Origin of the sequence: Paenibacillus sp. VMFN-D1, assembly GCF_003386155.1 — a bacterium.
GTDB lineage: Bacteria > Bacillota > Bacilli > Paenibacillales > Paenibacillaceae > Paenibacillus_AQ > Paenibacillus_AQ favisporus.
On record NZ_QRDU01000007.1, the window covers coordinates 40,687 to 62,418 of the forward strand.

Consider the following 21,732-nt stretch of genomic DNA (forward strand, 5'->3'; position numbering starts at 1 on the left):
GCCGTTCCGATCCATTTGGTTTTGGTGGCCTTTGTTGATATACATAAGCTCTATGGCTCGAAACGGATTATTTTTGCTGGAGGTGGATCATGGAGCCTTTGCTGCCTGTGCTCGATGTGCATATCGAGGAAGCGGGATATGAAGAAGGACAGCCGCGCATTTGGGACGTTTCTTTTCAAGTGGCGCCTGGCGAGCTGCTGGGCGTCATTGGTCCGAACGGTGCTGGAAAAAGCACGACGCTGAAGACGCTGCTCGGTCTGCTAAAATACTCCAGGGCGTCCGTAACGATCGGAGGGGAGAGCGGGCGGTACGCCTACATCCCCGAGCAGCCGGTATTTTATGACGATTTGACGCTCTGGGAGCATCTCGATTTGGCTGCGGCTGCTTACGAATTGGAATACGAGGCTTTTGTCCACCATGCGGAGGAGCTGCTGGCCCAGTTCGGCATGAGCGGGGTGAAGCATCAGCTCCCAGCCGGTTTTTCCAAAGGGATGAAGCAGAAAATGATGCTCATGCTCGGATTTCTGGCGGAACCCGATATTTATATCGTGGACGAGCCCTTCATCGGCCTGGATCCGCGGGCGACCAAGGATTTTCTGCGGCTCCTGGAAGAGGAGCGGGGCAGGGGCGCCGGCGTGCTGATGTCTACCCATGTGCTGGATACGGCCGAGCGGATCTGCGATGCGTTCGTGATGATCTCCGGCGGGCGAATGGTGGCCAAAGGGGATTTGACGGATATCCGCAGGACGGCCGGGCTGCCGGACGCCTCGCTGTTCGACTGCTTTGATGCCCTGACCTGAGGCCGGATGCTTCGACGAGCCCAGTCTTCGGTAGGAACGAAGGGACCGGATGTTTCTTCGCAGACTGGCTGACATCCATGGAAAGGAGATGAACATGGCGGACTCAAGCAATACCGGTTATGCCTACCCAACCCCCGGGCGATTGTTCTGGCACCGGCTCCGGACCCACTGGAAGGAAACGATCGCCGTCATCCGGTCGGTGGCGGACTGGACGGTGCTCCTGTATATGCTGATTCCGGGCGCGCTGCTGGGGGGAAGGCTGTATTACGGTTTATGGAAGGAGCCGCTCCCTCAGTGGAGCAGCCATATGATATTCGGCGTTATTCCTGTATTTCTGTTATTGTGGCTGTCAGCGGGAAAAATGTTCCTTATGGTTCGGGAGGCCGACGTTCTCTTCATTCATCAGCGCGTGCGGTGGCTGCGCGGGCTGATGCTGAGGGGAGGCATTTACAGCATGATCGCCACAGCCCTGAAGGCGGGAGCGGGCTTTCTGCTGGTGCTTCCCTTTATGGTCCGTAGATATGGGATCAGTCTTGATGCTGCCTGGTGCTGGCTGCTCTTCACGGTGATGGCCGGCGGCCTGATGGTCTGGCTGAAGCATTTCGCACGGATCCGGGCTCACGGCTGGCGGAGATGGCTGCTGTATCTGCCCATGGTCGTGCTTCCGGCTGCGGCATACGTCATATTGTCAGTATGGTGGATAGACAGCCCGTCCCGGCTGGCTGCCGCTTCCGCCCTGCTGGCGGTGATCAACGTGCTGCTGCTCCTGGTGCGGATGAGAACTCGCGGCACATTTATGAACGATATCCAGGAAGAGCTGGTTCAGCGGACCAAACTGACCGGACTCGTGCTGAGCAGCGCCATGGACAAACCGCGGAAAATTCGCAGCAGACCATGGATTTTCCGGCGGTCCCAGCGTCTGTTCCGATCGACAACGCCGGTCCATCGCCTGGCCGGGGCATGCGTGAAGGCATATGTGCGCCAGACGAAGCAGCTTACAGGGTATGCGCAGGTCATGTCGCTCAGCGCGGCCATCCTGTTGACGCTGCCCCCCGGGGTGAAGATTCTGGTCTACGCCGCGCTTCATTTGCTGCTGGCTTACTGGCTGTATTTGAATGCAGCGGCCTTTATGAAGGAAGGCTTTGTTACGATGCTGCCCTGGGCGGACGAGGTGAAGCTGGGCGCCATGAAGAAGGCTGTGCGGATGCTGCTTGCGCCGTATGCGCTCGTGACGTCAGGGCTGCTGCTGTTCTCCATGCTGCCGGTCTGGACAGCTGCGGTTGTGCTGATTCCGCTGGCGCTCGCAGCTGTTTGGATCACGGTAACCCTTCTTCAGTTGCTGATGCTGCGAAAGATATGATCAACAGCTCTGCTCCAAATATATACGTTCTTAATCTAAAAAAACGCCGGATCTTAGATCCAGGCGTTTTTTGGTAGGAAAGCATAACGTCACATTATTGCATCACAATCGTACGAATCGCGCAGGAGCTAAGATTCCAATATTTCGAGCGCCTGCCGGACGGTTTCCTCCACGATGTCTGCGGCGCTCTGGCCCGCTTTCAGCATTCTTGTCGCCTGCCCGGCCCACAGCGACATGTAACCGGCTTGATTCTGCCGGGCGGCCGCGTTCCGAATATCCCGGGTCGCCGTGTTCTGCGTCGGGAACGGAAGCGGCTCTACGCCGCTCTGGTTCCACTCCCGGATGAAGGCGTTGGCGATGCCCCGGGCGGGCCGGCCCGAGAAGGCCTTGGTCAGCACCGTGCTCTCTTCGGTGCTGGCAAGCAGCGCCGCCTGATAGGCGGGATGCGCACCGGATTCGGCCGCCGTCAGGAAGCGGGTGCCCATTTGGACCGCCTGCGCTCCCAGAACCATGGCGGCGACCATGCCGCGCCCGTCCATGATGCCGCCGGCGGCGATGACCGGGATGGACACCCGGTCGGTAATCTGCGGCACGAGGGCAAAAGTGCCGATGTTCGCCCCCATTGGGTGAGCATCGACGTTGAACGTGCCGCGGTGGCCGCCGGCCTCGCTTCCCTGGGCGACAACCGCATCGCAGCCAGCGCGCTCGGCTTCCAGCGCCTCCTCCACGGTGGTCGCCATGGCGACCACCTTCATCCCGGCTGTCTTGGCCAGCTCCATATGCCGCGGGGACAGCACGCCAAAAGCGGTGCTGATCACGGGAACGCCGGCTTCGAGCACTTCGGCGAACTGACGCTCCAAGTGATCCGGCGTTTGGACCGCCTGAGGCGGGGCGGGCGGCAATCCCAGATCGTCCCGGATGGAGTCGAGAACACGCTGGACCTCGGCAGTCCGGCGATTGTCGTCTTCCATCGGGACGGTGAACAGATTGACCGCAAACGGGGCGCTTGTCCGCCCGCGAATGTCCACGATCGCTGCGCGGATCGCCGCAGGCTCCATGTAGGCCGCTCCCAGAGTACCGAGACCGCCGGCATTCGATACGGCGGCCACGAGTTCAGGCGTCGTGGGACCGCCGGCCATGCCCGCCTGAAAAATAGGGTAACGAATGCCGAATTGCCGGCAAAAATCATTGTTCAGCTCCATCCTCATACCGATCACCTCGAAATTGGATTATTAATGGTAACACGCTGCGTGCATGCCGGCGGTATAGCCGGTCGAGAAGGCGGCCGTAATGTTGTAGCCGCCGGTGTATCCGTGAATGTCGAGTACTTCGCCGCAGAAAAACAGCCCCGGCATCAGCTTCGATTCCATCGTCTTCGGATTGATCTCCTTCAGGTTGACGCCTCCGCCGGTGACAAACGCCTCCTCGATCGATTTGGTGCCGACCGCGCGGAAACGGAACTGCTTCAGGCAGGCGACAAAATCCCCCCACTGCTGCTTGGGCAGATGGGCGTAGGTCGCGTCCCCGTCCAGCTGGGATTTATCGAACAGCAGCGGAAGCAGACGATCGGGGACCTGGCCCTTGAGCACGTTACGGATCGCCTTTTTCGGCTCGGACGCGAGTTTGTCCCTAAGCAGCTGGTCGAGTGACGAAACGTCCAGATCCGGGAACAAGTCGATGGCCATTTCGACGTCGGGCGTATGAAACTTATTTTTGACCTGCCGCAGAAATTGGCTGCATCGCAGGGCGATCGGACCGGATACGCCGAAATGGGTAAAGATCATATCCCCGCGGTGCCCGATCACTTTTTTACCTTTGGGATTCCACACGGAGAGCTCCACGTCGCGCAGGGAGAGTCCCTGAAGCTCCTTGGACTGGATCCACTTTTCATGGGAAACGATAGGGACTTCGGTAGGGTACAGCTCGGTAATCGTGTGGCCGGCGGCCTCTGCCCAAGGATAACCGTCACCGGTGGATCCGGTATGGGGCACAGATTTGCCGCCGGTGGCGACAATGACGCTGGGGGCTCTGTAAATATGGCCGGACTTCAGACGAACGCCTGCCGTTCTTCCATCCTCATAGAGCACCTCCGCAATCGGGCTGTCCGTTTTGATCTCCACGCCGAGCCTTTTCACCTCCTGAATGAGAGCGCCCACAACGCTGGCGGCCTTGTCGGATACCGGAAACATCCGCCCGTTGTCCTCTTCCTTCAGGGCAATGCCGAGCCCTTCAAAAAAGCTCATAATATCAAGGTTGTTAAAATGCTGGAACGCGCTGTACAAAAAGCGGCCGTTGCCCGGGATATGGGCGATCAGCTCATCGGTTTCTTTGGCATTGGTTACGTTGCAGCGGCCGCCTCCGGAAATGCCGAGCTTGCGGCCAAGTTTATTTCCTTTGTCCAAAAGCAGGACAGATGCCCCATGCCGGGCGGCCGAGACACATGCCATTAGACCCGCGGATCCGCCTCCGGCAACAATTACGTCATATCGGTTCACTGGTTAAACTCCTTTATTTTTACGTCAGTCTATTTTCCTGTTTCGTGTGTCCTTTTTTAGGATATATCAGGATATATTGTAATATCGTGTTGGCTGTGATTTAATCAAAAGGAAATCGTCTTTCATCATAAAACAGCGGTACATCTTCCTATTCCTTGTAGTCCGTTAAACCTGTAATGAATCGCTTTCACTCGAACGGCAAGAAGAACCAGCTGCAATCACTAAAGAATCGTATTGGGAACTACACATACCTGCCCTGGCGGGGAGGAGGGATTGGCGATTATTTACGCACTGAAAAACATTATAACACAGGTACTTATGGCCGGTTCCTTCGCTTTTCTCTTCCCAATGGGACTGGACAAATATGTCCGGGTTTTTAGGCGTAGAAAGCGAATGGAAGCCATGGATTTTGATCTTGTCATTATTTTGTCCAGCGCTCTGACGATTTTGCTCTGCTCGATGTTTTCCACCTCCATTTTTAACTACATTCCATTAAACCTGGGCATTCTGCCGCTGTTTATCGGGATGCTGTATGGAGGATATAAGACAGGCCTGCCTCTGGCGGGGCTGTGCCTTCTGTGCGACTTCATATTTAATCCCAATTGGACGGTACTCGGTTTGTTTCTGCATACCGGATTACCGCTATACCCTCTTCTGATCTGGATGTCCCCAAAGTTCCGGAAAGGGCCGCTCACGGAGAAGATCAACAAGCTGTGGCTGTGCCTTATGCCTGCGATGCTATTGATCACGGCCGCCCCGATTATCGAATCTCCCAACCTGAATTTAACCGATGCAGGGCTGGTGCTGATCGTTCTCTTCTATATATTAACCAGTATGTTCACCGGGGGTACTCTGGTGTATATGATTGAATTTGCTCTGGAGAAGCTGCGGCTGAAGGAGCAGGTTATGGGCATCTCCGAGAAATATCTCAGGGAAGAGGAGAAGCTGCAGCAGGTCATCGATGCTACGCCCATTTCAATGGTTTCGGTCGATCATGCCGGCAATATTACAAGCATCAACGACACGATGATGAACCTGGTCAAGACGAAGGACCCCGACCTTACTAAGCAGGACGTGCTCGGCTACCCTGTCACGATGTTTGTGGATATCATGGGTCAAGACTACATCAACTACCGGATCGTTCAGGCGCTTCAGGGCAAGAAACTGGGCAATGAACTGATCCGCATCGGAACGCATAACTACTACATAAGCACATCACCATTAACGAATACACATACAGGTGCCATTATCGGAGCGGTCCTCGCTTTTCAGGACGTGACCGAGCTGGCGAGGCTGCGAAGCGAGCTGGAGAATGTGGAAAGACTCAGCCTTGTCGGTCAGATGGCGGCCAGCATCACCCATGAAATACGCAATCCCATGGCCGTCGTCCGGGGCTTCCTGCAGCTGATGAAGGAGAAGAGCCCGGAAGCGCTCGACCATTACTACCGGATCGTCATGGAGGAACTGGACCGGGCGAACGGTATTATCAACGACTTTTTATCCCTTGCCCAGAACCGTATCGCCGAGAAAGAACAATGGCATCTGCATACGATCATCAGCGATTTAAGCCCGCTGTTGTGGGCGGATGCGAATCTGCGCGGACAGACGATCGAGTTGATCCTGGACGAGAAGGTCCCGGAGCTGAGCCTGAACGCCAAGGAAATCAAGCAGCTGGTGCTGAACCTGTCGCGCAACGGCATGGAAGCCATGGAGGAAAAAGGGCAGCTGACGATCGAGACGAGGCTGAACGACTCCTTTGTGGAGCTGATCATCAAAGATACGGGAATGGGGATCGCCAAGAGCAGGCAGGAGCGGCTGTTTGAGCCGTTTTTTACGACCAAAGCCAAAGGTACCGGGCTCGGTCTTGCCCTCTGTCTTAGCATCGTGGAGCGCCATCACGGCAAAATATCGGTAGAATCGGAGGAGGGAAAGGGGACGGCTTTCACCATTCAGTTCCCCGTTACGGATTCGTGGGCGGGAATGATCTGACAGCCCGCAAGGCCGCTGCTTCTCTTGATTTCGACCCTTATGGATGTATAATAGGAGTATTAACAGCGGATGTTGTTATGAGCTTGTCCATTGATATTTTGTATCCAAGGAGTGATAGGGAATGGCCATGTCTTTTGACAGATATATGAAGGATATGATTCAACCGATGCGTGACGAACTGACGCGCCTCGGCATTAAGGAACTTAGAACCGCGGAAGAAGTGGAGACTCACCTTCCGGACGCGCCAGGCACCACGCTGGTTGTCGTTAACTCGGTGTGCGGCTGTGCCGCCGGCCAATGCCGTCCCGGCGTAGCTCAGGCTTTGCAGCATGACATCGTGCCTGACAATCTGTTTACGGTATTTGCCGGACAGGATAAAGAAGCGACCGCGAAAGCACGCGAGTATTTCGCTCCGTATCCGCCGTCTTCTCCATCCATCGCCCTGATGAAGGACGGGGAGCTTGTTCATTTTATTGAGCGTCACCAAATCGAAGACCGTTCGGCCCAAGAAATTGCCGACGATCTGATCGAAGCTTTTGACCGGGTGTGCCGTTAATCGGCGCACCTCGTACATAATGCCCCGGGTAATCGGACATCCGATACGTACGGGGCTTTTGTGTTTGAAATCACACCGTATTTAATCGACTATTCTGTTCAAGAGAGGTGCTTATCGTGAGTTTGCAGGAAGAAATTACTGCGGCCCTTGGCGTGAAGCCGGCAATCGATGTGGAGAGCGAAGTCCGGAAAAGGGTAGATTTCCTGAAATCCTATGTGAAGAGCGCGGGGGCGAAGGGACTGCTCATCGCCATCAGCGGGGGGATCGACAGCGCCGTGGCGACCGGCCTGTGCAAACGGGCGACCGACGAGCTCAGCGAGGAGGAAGGCAAGGAATATATGACGCTGGGCGTGTTCCAGCCCTATGCGGTTCAGGAGGATATCGAGCACAGCTACGCGGTGGCGGAAGCTTTTAACCTGAAATATAAGGCTGAGACCAATATCGAGGATGCCGTCGGCGAAATTGCCTTGGAAGCGGAGCATGGGCTCAAGCAAATTGGCATCCACCGCCACCTGACCCCGCAGGGCAAAGGGAATATCAAGGCGAGAACACGCATGGTGATGCAGTATGCGCTGGCATTTGACCTGAACCTGCTCGTCGTGGGAACGGACCATGCTTCCGAAGCCATTACCGGCTTCTACACGAAGTGGGGCGACGGTGCGGTGGACATTACGCCGCTCAGCACGCTTAACAAGCGTCAGGTCCGCCAGCTGGCCGGCTACCTTGGCGTGCCGCAGGCGATTCTGGATAAGGCGCCTACCGCCGGTTTGTGGGAAGGCCAGACGGACGAAGGCGAGCTCGGCATTACTTATGACGAGAACAGCGACTATCTGGAAGGCAAGGAAGTGAGCCCGCAGGCGAAGGAGCGCCTGGAGAGCTACTATAAGCGTACCGCACATAAGCGTAATTTGATTCCGGGCATCTAAGCTGACTCCGGGGAATCAAGGGCAGGCCGCAAACAGCGGCCTGCTTTTTTTGACCTCATATCGGGCATAGCTATGCCGTTCTCCATCCGTTTGGTTGCGAAAAGTGCTGAATTGTTGAAGAATGAACCATTTTCGGGGCGGAGCAGGCTCCCTACAATAATAAGAGAACGACTCTCCGATTCATCCGGTCATTTGATCACGCGTTCCATGGCGGGTTCGCTTAAGGCAGGTGGGGCTTCTTCTTTGGTGAAAAGAACGCTACTCGCATGCATCCGTTTCCAGTATAATGATGATGCTTTTAGACATGTTCTGACAAAGATCTACGTCTTGCTGATCCATGACTTTAAAAATATGCGTAAGGTGTGAACTGCCGTGCCCAGAAATACATTATTCCGTAAAATGGTGCTATTGCTCGTCATGATGCTTGTTCCGATCGTGGGCCTTTACTTCTATTCCAACCGTACGAGCACGGAAGTGCTGGGGACGGAGCTCAGCCAATCGAGCGCCAACCAGCTGAACTTTTTCCAGACGCAGGTCAACACGAACATCGAGCGCTTTTCCTTGTGGCCGACCCTGCTGATCCAGGATCCCGATATTTTCGGATTTAAGGACGTTTTTTTGAACAGTGAGTATTTCAATCTCGACATGATTAACCTGGTGAAACGGATCCAGACGAAGCTGAACATTCAGGAAAGCTCGTCGGACTGGAAAACGAAGCTCTACATTTTTTCCCCGTCGCTGGGGCGGATGGTGTCGGACAACGACGTGGAATCGTACGATAACGACGATTTGAAGAAGCGGATGAGGCCCGGCTGGCAGGTGAAAAAGATGGGGCAAGGAGACGGGGCGTATTATTCGTTCTCCTTGTTTACGGCGTATCCCTATTCTTCTTTCAGCCATCCCGAAGACGCCAATCTGATCATCGAGCTGCAGTTTGACAGCAGCAATATCCAGAACATGCTGGACAAGTTTAAAAGCGACGGGCGGCGCGACCCGATCTACTACAGGCCGGACATGGGCGTGATCTATAACCGGTCGGCGGATCGGCCGCTGACAGACTCCATCCTGCGGCAGCTTCGGCAGGAGCCGCTGAAGAAGGCGGAGAACCGGAGGCTCGAGCTGAACGGCGAGACTTATCTGGTCAATATCGCCGCTTCGGACACCACCGGCTGGTACCTGATCGACTACGTGCCGCTGAAGGAAATCGTTGCGCCGATCGAGCAGTCGAACCGGCTGTTTTATGTTTCCGTCGGCTTGACGCTGCTGCTCAGCTGTCTGGCGGCTTATATGCTGTATGCCCAGGTCCAGGTTCCGGTGAAGCGGCTCGTTTTGGCGTTCAAGAAGCTGCAGCACGAAGATTATTCCGTCCGGCTGGAGGCCAAGGGCAACAATGAATTCGGCTTCGTGTTCCAGCGCTTCAACTCGATGGTGGGGCAGATTCAGGAGCTGTTCGAGAACGTGTATATGGAGCGGATCCACGTCAGGGAGGCGCGGCTGAAGCAGCTGCAATCGCAGATCAATCCGCATTTTTTCTACAACTGCTTTTCCTTCATTTCCAGCATGGCGAAGCTCGGGAACATGAAGGCCGTGGTGGCGATGGCCCACAACCTGTCGAACTATTACCGTTACACGACACGGCAGGAGAGGGATGTCGTCCCGCTGCAGGAAGAGCTGGATTTTGTCCGCAGCTATTTGGAGATTCAGAAGATGCGCAAGCCTCAGCTCGAATTTGCTGTCGATATCCCTGAGGTGATGCGCAAATGGGAAGTTCCGCTGCTGGTCGTCCAGCCGCTGGTGGAGAATGCGGTGCTGCATGGAATCGAGCCGAAGTCCGGCGCAGGCAGCGTGCGGATCGCCGGTGAAGTCGGACCCGGTGAAATGCGGATCATCGTCGAAGACGGCGGCCGCGGCATGACGGAAGAGCAGATGGAGGGGCTGCGCCGTTCCCTGACCCTGCCGATGAGCCAGGATATGGGCTGCGGGCTGTGGAACGTGCGGCAGCGCATGTTGATCCATTACGGCGACACCGCCGGGCTCCGCTTCGCAAAGTCCGGTCTGGGCGGCGTCCGGGTAGAGCTCCACTGGCCCATTGAGCATACCAATATACGAACGGGCAGCAGGTAAGGGGGAACATAGAATGATTGAAATTTTACTGGTGGATGATGAAGCCTATGTCACCGAAAGCATTAAAGCAACGATCCCGTGGGACGACTTGGGGATTGCCAAGGTCTACCAAGCCGACTCGGCCGAGGCGGCTCTGGCCGTTCTGTCCGAGCAGTCCATCGATATCGTCGTATCGGATATTCGAATGCCGGAAACCGACGGTCTGCAGCTGATTGAGCGGATTCAGCAGGACTGGCCGCATATCCGCTGCATGGTACTGACCGGATATTCGGACTTTCAATATGCCAAGAAGGCACTGCAGCTGCAGGCGTTTGATTATATTCTAAAGCCCGTGAACGACGAGGAGTTTATTCTCAGTCTGTCCAATGCGATCGAATCTTTGAAGGACGAGTGGGAGGCGGCGGAAAAGGTGCATCAGTTAATGTACGCCATCAAATCGGATTCCGGCGTGCTGAAAGCAAGCTTGATGCACGATTTGGTACTGGGCCGGACCTGGTCGCACCGGACCGTGGCGGACAAGCTGGCCCAGTACGAAATTCCGCTGCAGGTCGGCGAACCCGCCGTGCTGCTGCTCGTACAGCTCGGACGGCAGTTTGCCCATTACGACCACCATTCGATGGGGCTGATGGAGTACGCGGTGGGCAACATCGCGGAAGAGACGCTTGCGGAGGCGTTCCATGTGTGGGGCTGCAAGGCGCCCCATGACTGTCTGGTGCTGGCGGCCGCGCTGAAAACCTCTTACCGGGAGGGCATCGAGCTGCTGCCGGATTTTGAGAAGCTCCGCCAAGCGAAGCTTCACGGGCTTGCGGAAAACTTCCGCGCGCAGGTGAGCAGTTACTTGAAGGGCGATATCACGCTGGTCATCACCGACTGGTTTCCGTTCCCGGACGGCATCGCCCAGGCTTACCGGGCCGGTCTCGGCTCCTTTATGATGTCCGGCGGGGGCGAGTCCGGGGGCATCCTGTACCTCGATGACGTACGGTCACAGCCTGTCAGCCCGGTCCAATCGATGGAATCGCTGTACAAGCCGCCGACGCTGATTCACCTGCTGGAGTCCAAGCAGTGGGATGCCGCGCGGAACAAGCTTGACGAGGTTTTTGCCGATTTGGAAGGGGCGAGCTACTCCCGTGAGCATTTGTACGAGGTGTATCTGCTGATGACGAATGCGTTCATGTATATGGTGCACAAGCAGGGTCAGTTTGCCTATCAAATCGACCAGTCGGGCTTTGATTTGGTCCATGACCAGGGAATGATTCTGTCGCTGGACAAGCTGCGAAGCTGGGCTTTGCGGATGCTGGACAAGCTCCGGACGGAGCTGTCGGCCAGCGATCAATATACGCGCAGCTACATTATTCACCAAGTGCAGGAGCTCGTCTCCCGCGATTTGGGGCAAGACACGTCGGTGAAGACGATTGCCGACAAAGTCTTTTTGCATCCGGTCTATTTGTCCAAAATCTATAAAGCCGAAACCGGCGAGAGCCTGGGCGATTATATTATCCGGATGCGGATGGAACGTGCGCTCTATCTGCTGAAGAAGACGAACAAAAAAATATACGAGATCACCGCCGAGCTCGGATACCAAAACCCGCAGTACTTCAGCAAAATGTTCAAGAAGCATTACGGGCTGAATCCAAACGAATTCCGGGACCAGTAACAGGTTGCAAAAGGTGCAGAAATGTTCGGAGAATGACATAGGACGCCGATTGGGGCACCTCTATAATGAAACATGTAGAAGGAATATAGATTTAAGGGGGAGCGACATGAAGGCTTATACGAAAAAGGCATTGACGCTTGCATGCAGCCTGGTGCTGGTCAGCGCGCTGTTCACCGGATGCTCGGGGTCCAAAGGAGGAACTTCTGCGGACTCGGCCCAGAACCCGCCGGCTGCAGCCGAAAATGAAAACGCTTATAAAGACAAATACGACCCACCGGTGACGATCAGCACGGTGTGGGGCGTCGATCCGGAGCTGAAGTTCAAGAACGGAGAGTCGATCGAAAATAACGTGGCTACCAAGTGGGCCAAGGACACGCTGGGCATCGAGATCAAATCGCTGTGGTCTGTGACCGACACAAACGGCGCATTTGCAACCAAGCTCCGGCTGGCGATGTCTTCCGGCCAGGAAATGCCGGATGTGGTCACCGTCGGCGATGCGCAGCTGGCGCAGGACCTGATCGATTCGGGCATGTTCCAGGATACGGGCGCGCTGTTCGACAAGTATGCCAACGACACGTGGAAGCAGGCGATGGATCAGGATAAGAACGTATGGAACCCCTATATCCGTGATGGCAAAAAAATGGGCATCCCGGTGCTCGATTATGCGTACAACCACGATTATTTGCTGTGGATCCGCCAGGATTGGCTCGACAAGCTGGGACTTGCCGCGCCGAAAACGGTCGATGAGCTGGAGAAGGTCATGGATGCCTTCAAAAACAACAATCCGGACGGCCTGAAGCCGGACGAGGTCATCCCGCTGAGCATCGGATTCAAGACCACGATGAATACCTGGATGGGTGATCCGTCCTGGATCTTCGGCGCCTATGGCACCATCCCGCAGCAGTGGAACAAAGGCGCGGACGGGAAGCTGGAGTACGGCTCGATCAACCCGGGCATGAAGCCGGGGCTGCAAAAGCTGAACGAATGGTTCACCAAAGGCTATATTCCGAAGGAAGCGGCGCTCTGGGATGAGAACAAGACGTCCGAACCGGCCGTCGCCGGCAAAGCCGGAATCATCCCTGGACCTTACTGGATGAGCGGATGGCCGCTGAGCGACACGGTGAAGAACGTGAAGACGGCGGTCTGGAAGCCGATTGCCCTGCCGGCCGGGCCGGACGGGAAAGCCGGGCGCCACGGCACCCTGTTCACGAACGGCGTGACGCTGATCAACAAGGACATGAAGCATCCGGAAGCGTTCTTTACCTACCAGAACTACATGTTCGACAATTTGGCCAATTCCCAGCCGGGAGGCGTGTTCGACAACGGCCTCTTCAAGGGATACGATTACGATCTGGACGCCAGCGGCAAACCGCTCCGGTATGAGGACATCCCCGGCGGATTCGTGAACAGCCTGCGCTACCTGCTGGTGCGCGACGGGGCCCGGATTCCGGACGCGCAAATGAAGGCGCTGCTGAACCTGGCCGACGGCAAGGAAGCGACAACCCGCCTGGAAAAAGAAGTGAAGCTCAACTATGGTCTGGATACGCCGGCAGCGGCCAAGGTACTGATGTCCCAGAAGGACATCGCTTATCCGAACCTGTACACCGGCCCGACCACGGCAACCATGAAATCCAAGCTGGACTATTTGAATAAAGTCGAAAGCCAGACCTTTAACGAAATTATCTACGGCAAGCAAAGCGTGGATGCGTTTGATAAATTTGTCGAGACCTGGAAGTCTTCGGGCGGCGACCAAATGACAAACGAAGTGAACGATTGGTATTCCAAGCTGGGGCAATAACCGGCGTCACAGAAGAGAAGCGGCATGCTGAGGCATGCCGCTTTTTTTGCTGCCGTCTGCGAAGCCTATTTTGCGAACCTCGCGAATTTTGACTTTGGGAGAGAACGCTTAAGAGAACACCCCTTCGCATGGTTACGTGTTATAGAATGCCAAAATACAACATATGATTAAACAGACTTGTGCTCTCTACTGGCTGGCATGGTGGGATATTTCATCAAAGGGGGTGGCGGCATGTGGGTTAAACCCGATTTTGAAGTCATTGAGGTTTGTGCAGAGGTTACCGCATACGCGTATCAGAAGTGACGAACCATGCCGGAGCAATCCGGCATCTATTTTTTTGAAGGGGGCAGGAACATGCTGTTGAAGGTGCTGGGATCGGCGGCGGGGGGAGGCTTCCCGCAGTGGAACTGCGGCTGTCCGAACTGCCGCCGCGTGCGGATGCAGGATCCCTCATTACGTGCCCGGCTGCATAATTCGCTGGCCGTCAGCGATGATGGCAGTGATTGGGTTCTCATCAACGCTACGCCGGATATCGGTGCACAGATCGAGGCCCATGCCGAGCTTGCTCCGGGTTCCACGATCCGGCATACGCCGATTTCAACCGTGCTGCTGACGGACGGGGAGCTGGATCATACGATGGGCCTCCTCCACTTAAGGGAGTCCTCGGCAATCGACGTTTACGCCGCGGCTCCCGTATTGGACGCCCTGATGGAAGCCTTCCCGGTCAGGCGAATCCTGGAGCCCTATGCTTCATACCGGTGGCACGAAGTCCGGCCGCAGGAATCTTTTCCACTATTTGGGGGCAGAGTAATGGTATATCCTTTCTTCCTTGGCTCCAAGCCGCCGAGGTATGCGTCCGTCCTTCGGAATCCCCATACGGATGGGGCGCCTACATCCCCTTGGGTCGTCGGCTACCGCATGGTAGATCAGCGGACCGGAGGGACTGCTGTATACGCGCCCGGTGTTGAATCCTGGTCGAACGAGCTTCATACCGAATTGGAAGCAGCCGACGGCGTCCTTGTGGACGGTACCTTTTGGCATTCGGATGAGCTTCGGCGGCTGGATATTTCCGGATTGGTGGCATCCGATATGGGGCATGTCCCCATTGCCGGACCGGGTGGAAGCCTGGAGCACCTTTCCCGTCTATCGGCCGGGCGGAAAATTTACATCCATATCAACAATACCAATCCGATCCTTGACGAGGCTTCTGCGGAGAACCGCAGCCTTCGGGAGCTGGGGATCGAGGTCGGTTATGACGGATTGGAATTGGAGGTCTGACATGAACCAGCATTTGCTCTCGAACGAAGAATTAACGATGAGGCTGCGCCAGGTCGGGGAACAGCGCTATCACGACAAGCATCCTTATCACGTACGCATGCATGAAGGAAAGCTGAGTCCCGAGCAGCTTCGGGCTTGGGTGGCGAACCGGTTTTATTATCAGAAAAATATTCCCGTCAAGGATGCCATCATCCTTTCGAAGCTGCCCTCCAGGGAGGAGCGCCGCCACTGGATACAGCGCATTGTGGACCATGACGGAACGGAAGGGAGCGAGGGGGGGATCGAAGCCTGGATCCGCCTTGGCGAAGCCGTCGGCATTCCGAGAGAGGAGATGCTGGATGAGCGCCATGTCCTTCCCGCCGTCCGGTTTGCGGTCGATGCCTACGTGAACTTCTGCCGCCTGCAGCCGTGGCTCATTGCCGTAGCTTCCTCTTTGACGGAATTGTTCGCTCCCGTCCTCATTTCCCAGCGAATCGGCGTGTTTGAACAGCTGTATCCATGGATCCGTCCGGAAGGACTGGAGTATTTTCAGGCGAGGCTGCATCAGGCACCGCGTGACGCAGACCACGGTCTGGAACTCGTTCTGCGCGAATGCAAAGACCGCGGCGAGCAGGAGCAGGTCATATCCGCCCTGCACTTTAAATGCGATGTCCTCTGGGCCATTCTGGATGCGTTAAGTCTGGCGTATCCCGATGCGGAGGCGCAGCGATGATCGCTTGGGGGCCGTCGGAGCAGCTCAGGCTGCGAAGTCCCGCACGGCTGAAGTTCGATAAAGCCAGGCAAACCGATATGCTCCTGCTGCCCGAACGCGTCGTCAACCTGAACCCGACGGCCGGGGCCATTCTTTGGCTGTGTGACGGGACGCGGTCGGCTCACCAAATCATCGGGGAGCTAGAGGCGAAATACAATCAATCCAATCTGCAGGAAGATGTTCTCGAGTTTCTCACGCAAGCCATTGAGCGGGGGTGGATCGAAAAGTGTCCGTAAGCATACCGTATGCCCTGTCGGCGGAAATTACCCACCGGTGCCCCCTTCATTGCGCCTACTGTTCGAATCCGGTAGAGCTCGCCAAAAGGGAGCATGAGCTGAGCACGCAGGAATGGATCAGGGTATTCACGGAAGCCAGTGAGCTCGGGGTCGTGCAGCTTCACCTGACAGGCGGCGAGCCGCTCATGAGACCGGACGTGGACCAGTTGATCCGGCAGGCCCGTGAGCTGGGCTTTTTTGTGAATGTCATTACCAGCGGGGTCGGCGTGACAGAGAAACGCATGCAGCAGCTGGCGGACGCGGGGGTCGACAGCATGCAGCTCAGCGTACAGGCGTCCGAGCCAGGCCTGGCGGATGCGATTGCCGGCTCCCGGGCACACGAATTCAAAAAGAAAACGGCTGCCTTGATCCGGGAGGCGGGGATCCCCTTACATATGAACGTCGTCCTGCACAGGCAAAATATCCACCTCGTGGAGGAAATCATCGAGATGTGCGTGTCATGGGGAGCCGGACGGCTGGAGCTGGCGAATACCCAGTACTACGGCTGGGCGCTGCTTAACCGCCAGCATCTGCTGCCGACCAGAGCGCAGCTCGCGGCGGCCGAGGAGGCTTTTTTTCGGGCCAAAGCACGCTTTGACCGCCAGATTGAACTGATCTGGGTTCTCCCGGATTACTATGAGGATTTCCCAAAACCGTGCATGGGCGGGTGGGGCGAAATTTCGATGACGGTGACGCCCGACGGAACCGTGCTGCCCTGCACCGCGGCATCCAGCATTCATACCTTGACCTTCGAATCCGTTAAAGAGCGGAGCCTCGAATGGATATGGCGGGAATCCGCAGCATTCAACAGCTTCCGCGGCTTCGACTGGATGGCGGAGCCCTGCCGGAGTTGTGAACACCGTTTCCGCGATTTCGGCGGATGCCGCTGCCAAGCTTACCTGTTGGCCGGCGACGCCCGGCAGGCGGATCCTGTCTGCCAGTGGTCGCCTCATCACGAACTGATATCCGATATTTTATCTTCCCTCAATCAAGACCACGATGAACCATCCATTACTGCGCCTCATCGCCCTGTGCCTTCTTATTCCTATCGCGGCAGGTTCAAGAAGAACGGAGGAATGACCGGTGACCATATTTGACGCCCACTGCGATGTGCTGAGCAAACTGCTCGAGCATCCGCAGCTGGATTTTGCGCACGAACAGGATTTGCTGGATGTCACGCTGGAACGCATGCAAAAGTCTGGCATCCGGTTCCAGAACTTTGCCGTCTACTTGCCCGAGAAGTATGCCGGAGAGTTTCGTTATGTGCTGGAGAGCATTGATCTGTTTCATGAGAGGGTGCTTGCAAGCGGCCCCATCCATTTTATCCGGTCCAAGGAAGACCTCGAATACGCAGAGAAGAACGGCTTGACCGGAGCGCTGCTATCGCTTGAAGGAGTCGATGCGCTGCAGGGAAACCTGGCCTATGTGCGGATCCTGCATCATCTGGGCGTCCGGAGTATCGGCATCACCTGGAATTACGCCAATTGGGCGGCGGACGGCGTCATGGAGTCCAGAAGAGCGGGATTGACCGAGAAGGGCCGGCAGCTGATTCAGGAATGCAACCGTCTGGGCATGATCCTGGACGTGTCCCATCTCTCGGAAAAAGCGTTCTGGGAGCTGGCATCGCTGTCCGCGAAGCCGCTCGTCGCCTCCCATTCCAATGCCGGCAAAATATGCCCGCGCCGCAGAAACTTGAGCGATGAGCAGATTGGCTCCATCATCCGGGCGGACGGAGTCATCGGGGTCACCTTTGTGCCGCCTTTTGTCCATGCGGAGGAACCGGTAACGATGGACCGGCTGCTCGCGCACATCGACCATATCTGCTCTCTTGGGGGCCGCCGGCATATCGGGCTGGGATCGGATTTTGACGGTATCCGTGAAAAGATCATCGGTCTGGAGCATGCGGGGAAATATCATGATCTGGTCAATTTACTGCAAAAGCATTACAGCGAGGAGGACGTGGAAGGCTTTATCTGCGGCAACTGGTATCGTTTTTATTTGAAGCACCTGCCCGCGGCGACCTAATGTCTGCTTCCTGCAGCTTCCCTCAAGCCATAAATCGAAAAAAAGGAGTTCCATCCTGGGATGGGCTCCTTTTTTGTTTGGTCTTAGGATACCGTAATCGTACCCGTCATATTGTCGTGGCCTGAGCCGCATTGGATCGAGCAGTTGAAGTCGTAAGTCCCGGCCTTGTCTACGGTAAAGGTGGCCGTTTGTCCGTCCTGCAGATTGACGTTCAGGTCAGGAATTTCGAAGCCGTGTACGCCATCCTTGTTTTTAAAGGTCAGCTTGACCGTGTCGCCGGCTTTCAGATCGATATTAGGCGGGTCAAAAGCGAAGTTTTTCGCCGTCACGGTAATTTCTTTGGTTTGTCCGCCGCCGGTGGACGGAGCTGTATTGTTGGCAGGCGGAGCCGCCGTACCGTTATTGCTTTTGCCGCATGCGCTTAATACCAATACGATCGAGAGCAGCGCTATCGTAAAGATACAACGGAATTTCGGTTTCATCGTCGTCCTCCTTGAATGCAAATCTGGGTGTGTGATTCTTCTCCTTCAAGATGACCGATTCGAGCCGCTTTTATACCTGCATGACATCAGCCGGAAATGCGGCTTGGGTGCAAACCGGATGTATGTACGAAGGGCTGTATATTTTTTCTGCATGATTTTTGGTCTTGCTGGAAATATTACGTTACAACGCTTCTAATGAAAAAATGAGGAGATCGTTCCAACATGAGAAAAACTCACGTGATGATTGGCGCAGCCCTTTTAAGTACAAGCCTTGCTCTAAGCGGCTGTAATACGAATAAGAACAATAACGCAGCGACTCCGGCTCCGGCGCAAAATACAAACGAAAACAAACCATCCACGACGCCGGGAAAAGTGACGGGCACCTCTTTTAAAAACTTCGGCACCTACGGATTCGATCTGAAAAATACCCGCCATGTCCCTTATAAAGAGGTGACCGCGGCCAACGTCAAGGATCTGGGCGTGATCTGGAGCGCGGACCTGAAGGAGCTTGACAAAGACGTCAAGAACGGGAATCAGTGCTATCCGGTGTTCGTCGACGGCATCGTGTACATTACGACCGCCGGGAATCAGGTATTCGCCTTCGACGGCGCGACCGGCAGTCAAATCTGGCACTGGAAGCCGTCCGCAGAACAAGCTGCGACATTCAGCAAGTCGGGGATCATTGCCAACCGCGGCGTCGCTGTTGGGGAAGGTAAAGTGTTCATGCTGACGGTCGACAATCAGATCGTGTCCCTGGACCAGAAGACCGGCAAGCTGGTTAAAATGGTGCCGATCTCCGAGTCCATCAAAGGTGTGACGCTGGAGAACGGTTATTACGAAACGACCGCGCCCGTGTATTACAAAGGCAACATTTATATCGGCAGCAGCGGCGGGGACAACGGCATCCGCGGGTTTGTCAACGCCTATAAAGCAAGCGATCTGTCGCCAGCCTGGGCTTCTCCTTTCTACACGGTCCCGCCTAAAGGCCAGGACTGGCTCGCCAACAGTAAATTCCAGGGCGGAGGCGCGGTATGGAATCCGCCGGCCATCGATGAGGAGACAGGAATCATGTACTTTGCCGTCGGCAACCCGGCGCCTGACTTTTACGGTGAATCCCGGCCGGGAGACAATCCGCACACGGACTCGGTGGTCGCCGTCGACGCCGCTACGGGCAAGCTGATCTGGGCAAAGCAGGAAATCAGCCATGACCTCTGGGATTATGACGCCGCGGCTTCGCCGATGATCCTGAATGCCACCGTCAAAGGCAAGCAGCAAAAAATCGTCGTGCAGGGCGGGAAGTCGGGACAATGGTATGCATGGGACGCCAAGACCGGCGCCGTCGTTTGGGACGGGGTTCCTTTTGCCAAGATCGATCATCCGAAGCCGACACCGGAGGGTGTTACCGTGTACCCGGGCGTGCTCGGAGGCGAGAACTATGCTCCCGAAACGTATGATCCCGCAACAAATTACGTGCTGATTCCGGGCGTGGAACAGGGGGCCGTCATCAAGTCCGCGAAAAGCCAGACGGAAGCCTCGACACCGGACATGCCCGGAGCGGCCGCGTTCGGTACGACGACCTCGGCGCCAGCGAAGGATGTGCCGTACGGCACCATCACGGCGATGGACGTGAATACCGGCAAAAAAGCCTACCAGATCAAGACGAAGGATCCGATGCGCGGAGGCTTTACGAGCACGGCGACGGGACTGGCTTTCTACGGCGAGCTCGACGGGAAGATCAACGCCCTGGATATTAAAAGCGGCAAGGTCATCTGGACCTTCCAGACGACGGGCAGCAGCATTCAAGCAGCGCCGGCGATTTTCGTCGTCGACGACAAACAATATATGGCCTTTACTTCCGGCGGTCCCAAACCGAAAGTGTTCGTATTCGGGCTTGGCGGCGACAAAACCCAAGGCAAAGCGGGTACGGCGGAAGACACGAACGCTCACCAGAAAAAATAAGGTTCATAAAGCGGGGCAGAGCCTATGGCTTTGCCCCTGTTTATTTGCGCACAAGAAAAGGGGAGGAATCGAATCCATGTGGTATTTGCAGCGACTGTCCATTTTGATCATGACGGTATGTCTTGCCGGATGTGCCGGGATGCCCTCGAAGCCGGTATCCTCGGAAGCTCCGGCATCGGCGCAAGCGGCGGACCATGGCGTACAGCTGACGGTTGATTCGCCGTCCTTGCGGCTTAAACAGTGGAAGTCGGACGGGTCCCATATGACCTCTGTTCACGGCAGGCTGCTTCTCGACAATCAGCCTGTGGCCGGCGCCACGGTGCATACGAGCCAGAGCCAAATTGACGTTCCCACAGGGAAGGACGGATCGTTCACCCTGACCGTTGACCAGAGCCTCCTGGCTGAGACCAAGCTCAGTATCGCTTCCCTTAAGGACGCCACAGTATCCGGGAAACATCTATCGCCGGAAATGTCGAAGCGGCTTCTTACTGCTTCGGCCATGCTCAGCGTAAATTATCCGATTGAGGTGCTGAAGGTGGAAGACGATCCCGAGGATGCGTCCAAGGTCCAGGTTCACGGACGGGTTATCGCCGGCAGCGGTGACGTCGTATCTTATTTTCAAGTAGATAAATACCGGATGGGCGGGGTTGTCAAAGACGCGAACGGCAGACCGGTCGAGAACGCGGTGGTATGGTTCGACCGGGATCAAGGCGAAGGCTTCGGGAAATCGACGCCGACCGATCAGGACGGCAGATATTCCATTTTCTATTGGCCCGAGGATGAAGAAACAAATCTGTCGGTCACGATCGGCACCAAGAGGTACACGCTTCCTGAAGGCAGGGTATTCAAGATGCCCGAGAACACGAGCGTGGAGATCGACATCACCCTGCCGGAAGAGGGCACGGTCATCACGGATCATCCTCCGTATCTGGTGAGCCGGACATCGTCTGGCGCGATGTACACCGGAGTGCTGGTCGGACTGAGTTTGCCTAAGGATGTCCCCTATTCCGTCACCATTCCGAACAAGCGAGGGGAATTTACCGTGACCGTTGCCAAAAAGGTGTGGAAGCAGCGGCCGGCCTTTTTCGAGACCCGGATGTCCAAATTCGTCGAGGGGCGCTTAACTTGGGGGGATACCCTTCCGGCCGGTTTTGTTCAGCCTGCCGCTGAAGACCCGAAGCATATTCCGTTTACATATGATGAACGTCCGGCTCACTCTACAGCCATTTAGATAGCATAGCGATACAAAAGAATGTGCTG

The 21,732-nt window shown here is 56.0% G+C and carries 19 protein-coding genes; 16 read left to right on the forward strand and 3 right to left on the reverse strand.

Annotated features, from left to right (window positions below):
- Positions 1–89 precede the first annotated feature (89 nt).
- Together C7820_RS30840 and C7820_RS30845 are read left to right on the forward strand one after the other, a co-directional pair.
- Positions 90–800 (forward strand): ABC transporter ATP-binding protein, encoded by a 711-nt coding sequence (locus C7820_RS30840; RefSeq protein WP_116234298.1) that lies wholly within the window; start codon positions 90–92, stop codon positions 798–800.
- A 94-nt stretch (positions 801–894) separates the two neighbouring features.
- Complete coding sequence (locus tag C7820_RS30845) at positions 895–2,160, forward strand: ABC transporter permease (RefSeq protein ID WP_181909253.1); 1,266 nt, start codon at positions 895–897, stop codon at positions 2,158–2,160.
- Positions 2,161–2,288: 128 nt separating this feature from the next.
- On the opposite strand, the gene C7820_RS30850 is transcribed toward C7820_RS30845, so the two are convergent.
- Together C7820_RS30850 and C7820_RS30855 are read right to left on the reverse strand one after the other, a co-directional pair.
- Entirely contained in the window at positions 2,289–3,368 is a 1,080-nt protein-coding gene (locus C7820_RS30850) for an NAD(P)H-dependent flavin oxidoreductase (RefSeq protein ID WP_116234300.1), read from the reverse strand.
- A gap of 24 nt (positions 3,369–3,392) precedes the next feature.
- Positions 3,393–4,655, reverse strand: coding sequence for a BaiN/RdsA family NAD(P)/FAD-dependent oxidoreductase (locus C7820_RS30855; protein WP_116234301.1), 1,263 nt, complete (start codon positions 4,653–4,655; stop codon positions 3,393–3,395).
- Between the two features lie 393 nt (positions 4,656–5,048).
- On the opposite strand from C7820_RS30855, the gene C7820_RS30860 reads away from it, so the two are divergent.
- From C7820_RS30860 to C7820_RS30915, 12 genes are all read left to right on the forward strand, one after another.
- Positions 5,049–6,644: an ATP-binding protein gene (locus C7820_RS30860; RefSeq protein WP_244169441.1), complete on the forward strand. Its 1,596-nt coding sequence runs from the start codon at positions 5,049–5,051 to the stop codon at positions 6,642–6,644.
- Between the two features lie 121 nt (positions 6,645–6,765).
- Positions 6,766–7,200 carry a BrxA/BrxB family bacilliredoxin gene (locus tag C7820_RS30865; RefSeq protein WP_076175886.1) on the forward strand — a complete coding sequence of 145 codons (435 nt, stop codon included), beginning with the start codon at positions 6,766–6,768 and terminating at the stop codon, positions 7,198–7,200.
- Positions 7,201–7,316: 116 nt separating this feature from the next.
- A complete protein-coding gene (gene nadE, locus C7820_RS30870) occupies positions 7,317–8,126 on the forward strand; it encodes an ammonia-dependent NAD(+) synthetase (protein WP_116234302.1) in 810 nt (269 codons plus the stop codon).
- Positions 8,127–8,498: 372 nt separating this feature from the next.
- A complete protein-coding gene (locus tag C7820_RS30875; RefSeq protein ID WP_116234303.1) occupies positions 8,499–10,250 on the forward strand; it encodes a sensor histidine kinase in 1,752 nt (583 codons plus the stop codon).
- 13 nt (positions 10,251–10,263) lie between these two features.
- Positions 10,264–11,904: a response regulator gene (locus tag C7820_RS30880; protein WP_116234304.1), complete on the forward strand. Its 1,641-nt coding sequence runs from the start codon at positions 10,264–10,266 to the stop codon at positions 11,902–11,904.
- A 106-nt stretch (positions 11,905–12,010) separates the two neighbouring features.
- The gene (locus C7820_RS30885) at positions 12,011–13,702 is read left to right on the forward strand and encodes a type 2 periplasmic-binding domain-containing protein (protein WP_116234305.1); all 1,692 of its coding nucleotides are present in this window, start codon (positions 12,011–12,013) and stop codon (positions 13,700–13,702) included.
- A gap of 231 nt (positions 13,703–13,933) precedes the next feature.
- Positions 13,934–14,005, forward strand: a complete 72-nt coding sequence (gene pqqA, locus C7820_RS34155) for a pyrroloquinoline quinone precursor peptide PqqA (RefSeq protein ID WP_354499730.1) — start codon at positions 13,934–13,936, stop codon at positions 14,003–14,005.
- Between the two features lie 51 nt (positions 14,006–14,056).
- The gene (pqqB, locus tag C7820_RS30895; protein ID WP_116234358.1) at positions 14,057–14,980 is read left to right on the forward strand and encodes a pyrroloquinoline quinone biosynthesis protein PqqB; all 924 of its coding nucleotides are present in this window, start codon (positions 14,057–14,059) and stop codon (positions 14,978–14,980) included.
- A 1-nt stretch (position 14,981) separates the two neighbouring features.
- On the forward strand, positions 14,982–15,692 hold the full coding sequence (pqqC, locus tag C7820_RS30900) for a pyrroloquinoline-quinone synthase PqqC (protein ID WP_116234307.1): 711 nt from the start codon (positions 14,982–14,984) through the stop codon (positions 15,690–15,692).
- A complete protein-coding gene (gene pqqD, locus C7820_RS30905) occupies positions 15,689–15,967 on the forward strand; it encodes a pyrroloquinoline quinone biosynthesis peptide chaperone PqqD (protein ID WP_116234308.1) in 279 nt (92 codons plus the stop codon). Before pqqC ends, pqqD begins: the two co-directional genes overlap by 4 nt.
- A complete protein-coding gene (gene pqqE / locus C7820_RS30910) occupies positions 15,958–17,103 on the forward strand; it encodes a pyrroloquinoline quinone biosynthesis protein PqqE (RefSeq protein ID WP_116234309.1) in 1,146 nt (381 codons plus the stop codon). The genes pqqD and pqqE overlap by 10 nt, the downstream gene beginning before the upstream one ends.
- On the forward strand, positions 17,090–18,031 hold the full coding sequence (locus C7820_RS30915; RefSeq protein ID WP_116234310.1) for a dipeptidase: 942 nt from the start codon (positions 17,090–17,092) through the stop codon (positions 18,029–18,031). The genes pqqE and C7820_RS30915 overlap by 14 nt, the downstream gene beginning before the upstream one ends.
- Before the next feature lie 83 nt (positions 18,032–18,114).
- Here the strand turns inward: C7820_RS30915 and C7820_RS30920 are convergent, their stop codons facing one another.
- Positions 18,115–18,513 carry a cupredoxin domain-containing protein gene (locus C7820_RS30920; protein WP_116234311.1) on the reverse strand — a complete coding sequence of 133 codons (399 nt, stop codon included), beginning with the start codon at positions 18,511–18,513 and terminating at the stop codon, positions 18,115–18,117.
- Between the two features lie 222 nt (positions 18,514–18,735).
- Here C7820_RS30920 and C7820_RS30925 point away from each other — a divergent pair, with 222 nt between their 5' ends.
- Positions 18,736–20,472: a pyrroloquinoline quinone-dependent dehydrogenase gene (locus C7820_RS30925; RefSeq protein ID WP_116234312.1), complete on the forward strand. Its 1,737-nt coding sequence runs from the start codon at positions 18,736–18,738 to the stop codon at positions 20,470–20,472.
- Between the two features lie 76 nt (positions 20,473–20,548).
- Positions 20,549–21,703, forward strand: a complete 1,155-nt coding sequence (locus tag C7820_RS30930; protein ID WP_116234313.1) for a carboxypeptidase-like regulatory domain-containing protein — start codon at positions 20,549–20,551, stop codon at positions 21,701–21,703.
- Positions 21,704–21,732: the final 29 nt, after the last annotated feature.

Excerpts from the sequence above, each read along its gene's own strand:
- C7820_RS30845 (WP_181909253.1), top strand. The coding sequence starts at position 895 with ATGGCGGACTCAAGCAATACCGGTTATGCCTACCCAACCCCCGGGCGA.
- C7820_RS30840 (WP_116234298.1), top strand. The coding sequence starts at position 90 with ATGGAGCCTTTGCTGCCTGTGCTCGATGTGCATATCGAGGAAGCGGGA.
- C7820_RS30885 (WP_116234305.1), top strand. The coding sequence starts at position 12,011 with ATGAAGGCTTATACGAAAAAGGCATTGACGCTTGCATGCAGCCTGGTG.
- C7820_RS30930 (WP_116234313.1), top strand. The coding sequence starts at position 20,549 with ATGTGGTATTTGCAGCGACTGTCCATTTTGATCATGACGGTATGTCTT.
- C7820_RS30865 (WP_076175886.1), top strand. The coding sequence starts at position 6,766 with ATGGCCATGTCTTTTGACAGATATATGAAGGATATGATTCAACCGATG.
- C7820_RS30850 (WP_116234300.1), bottom strand. The coding sequence starts at position 3,368 with ATGAGGATGGAGCTGAACAATGATTTTTGCCGGCAATTCGGCATTCGT.
- C7820_RS30925 (WP_116234312.1), top strand. The coding sequence starts at position 18,736 with ATGAGAAAAACTCACGTGATGATTGGCGCAGCCCTTTTAAGTACAAGC.
- C7820_RS30860 (WP_244169441.1), top strand. The coding sequence starts at position 5,049 with ATGGAAGCCATGGATTTTGATCTTGTCATTATTTTGTCCAGCGCTCTG.
- C7820_RS30920 (WP_116234311.1), bottom strand. The coding sequence starts at position 18,513 with ATGAAACCGAAATTCCGTTGTATCTTTACGATAGCGCTGCTCTCGATC.
- pqqD (WP_116234308.1), top strand. The coding sequence starts at position 15,689 with ATGATCGCTTGGGGGCCGTCGGAGCAGCTCAGGCTGCGAAGTCCCGCA.
- pqqB (WP_116234358.1), top strand. The coding sequence starts at position 14,057 with ATGCTGTTGAAGGTGCTGGGATCGGCGGCGGGGGGAGGCTTCCCGCAG.
- C7820_RS30880 (WP_116234304.1), top strand. The coding sequence starts at position 10,264 with ATGATTGAAATTTTACTGGTGGATGATGAAGCCTATGTCACCGAAAGC.
- pqqC (WP_116234307.1), top strand. The coding sequence starts at position 14,982 with ATGAACCAGCATTTGCTCTCGAACGAAGAATTAACGATGAGGCTGCGC.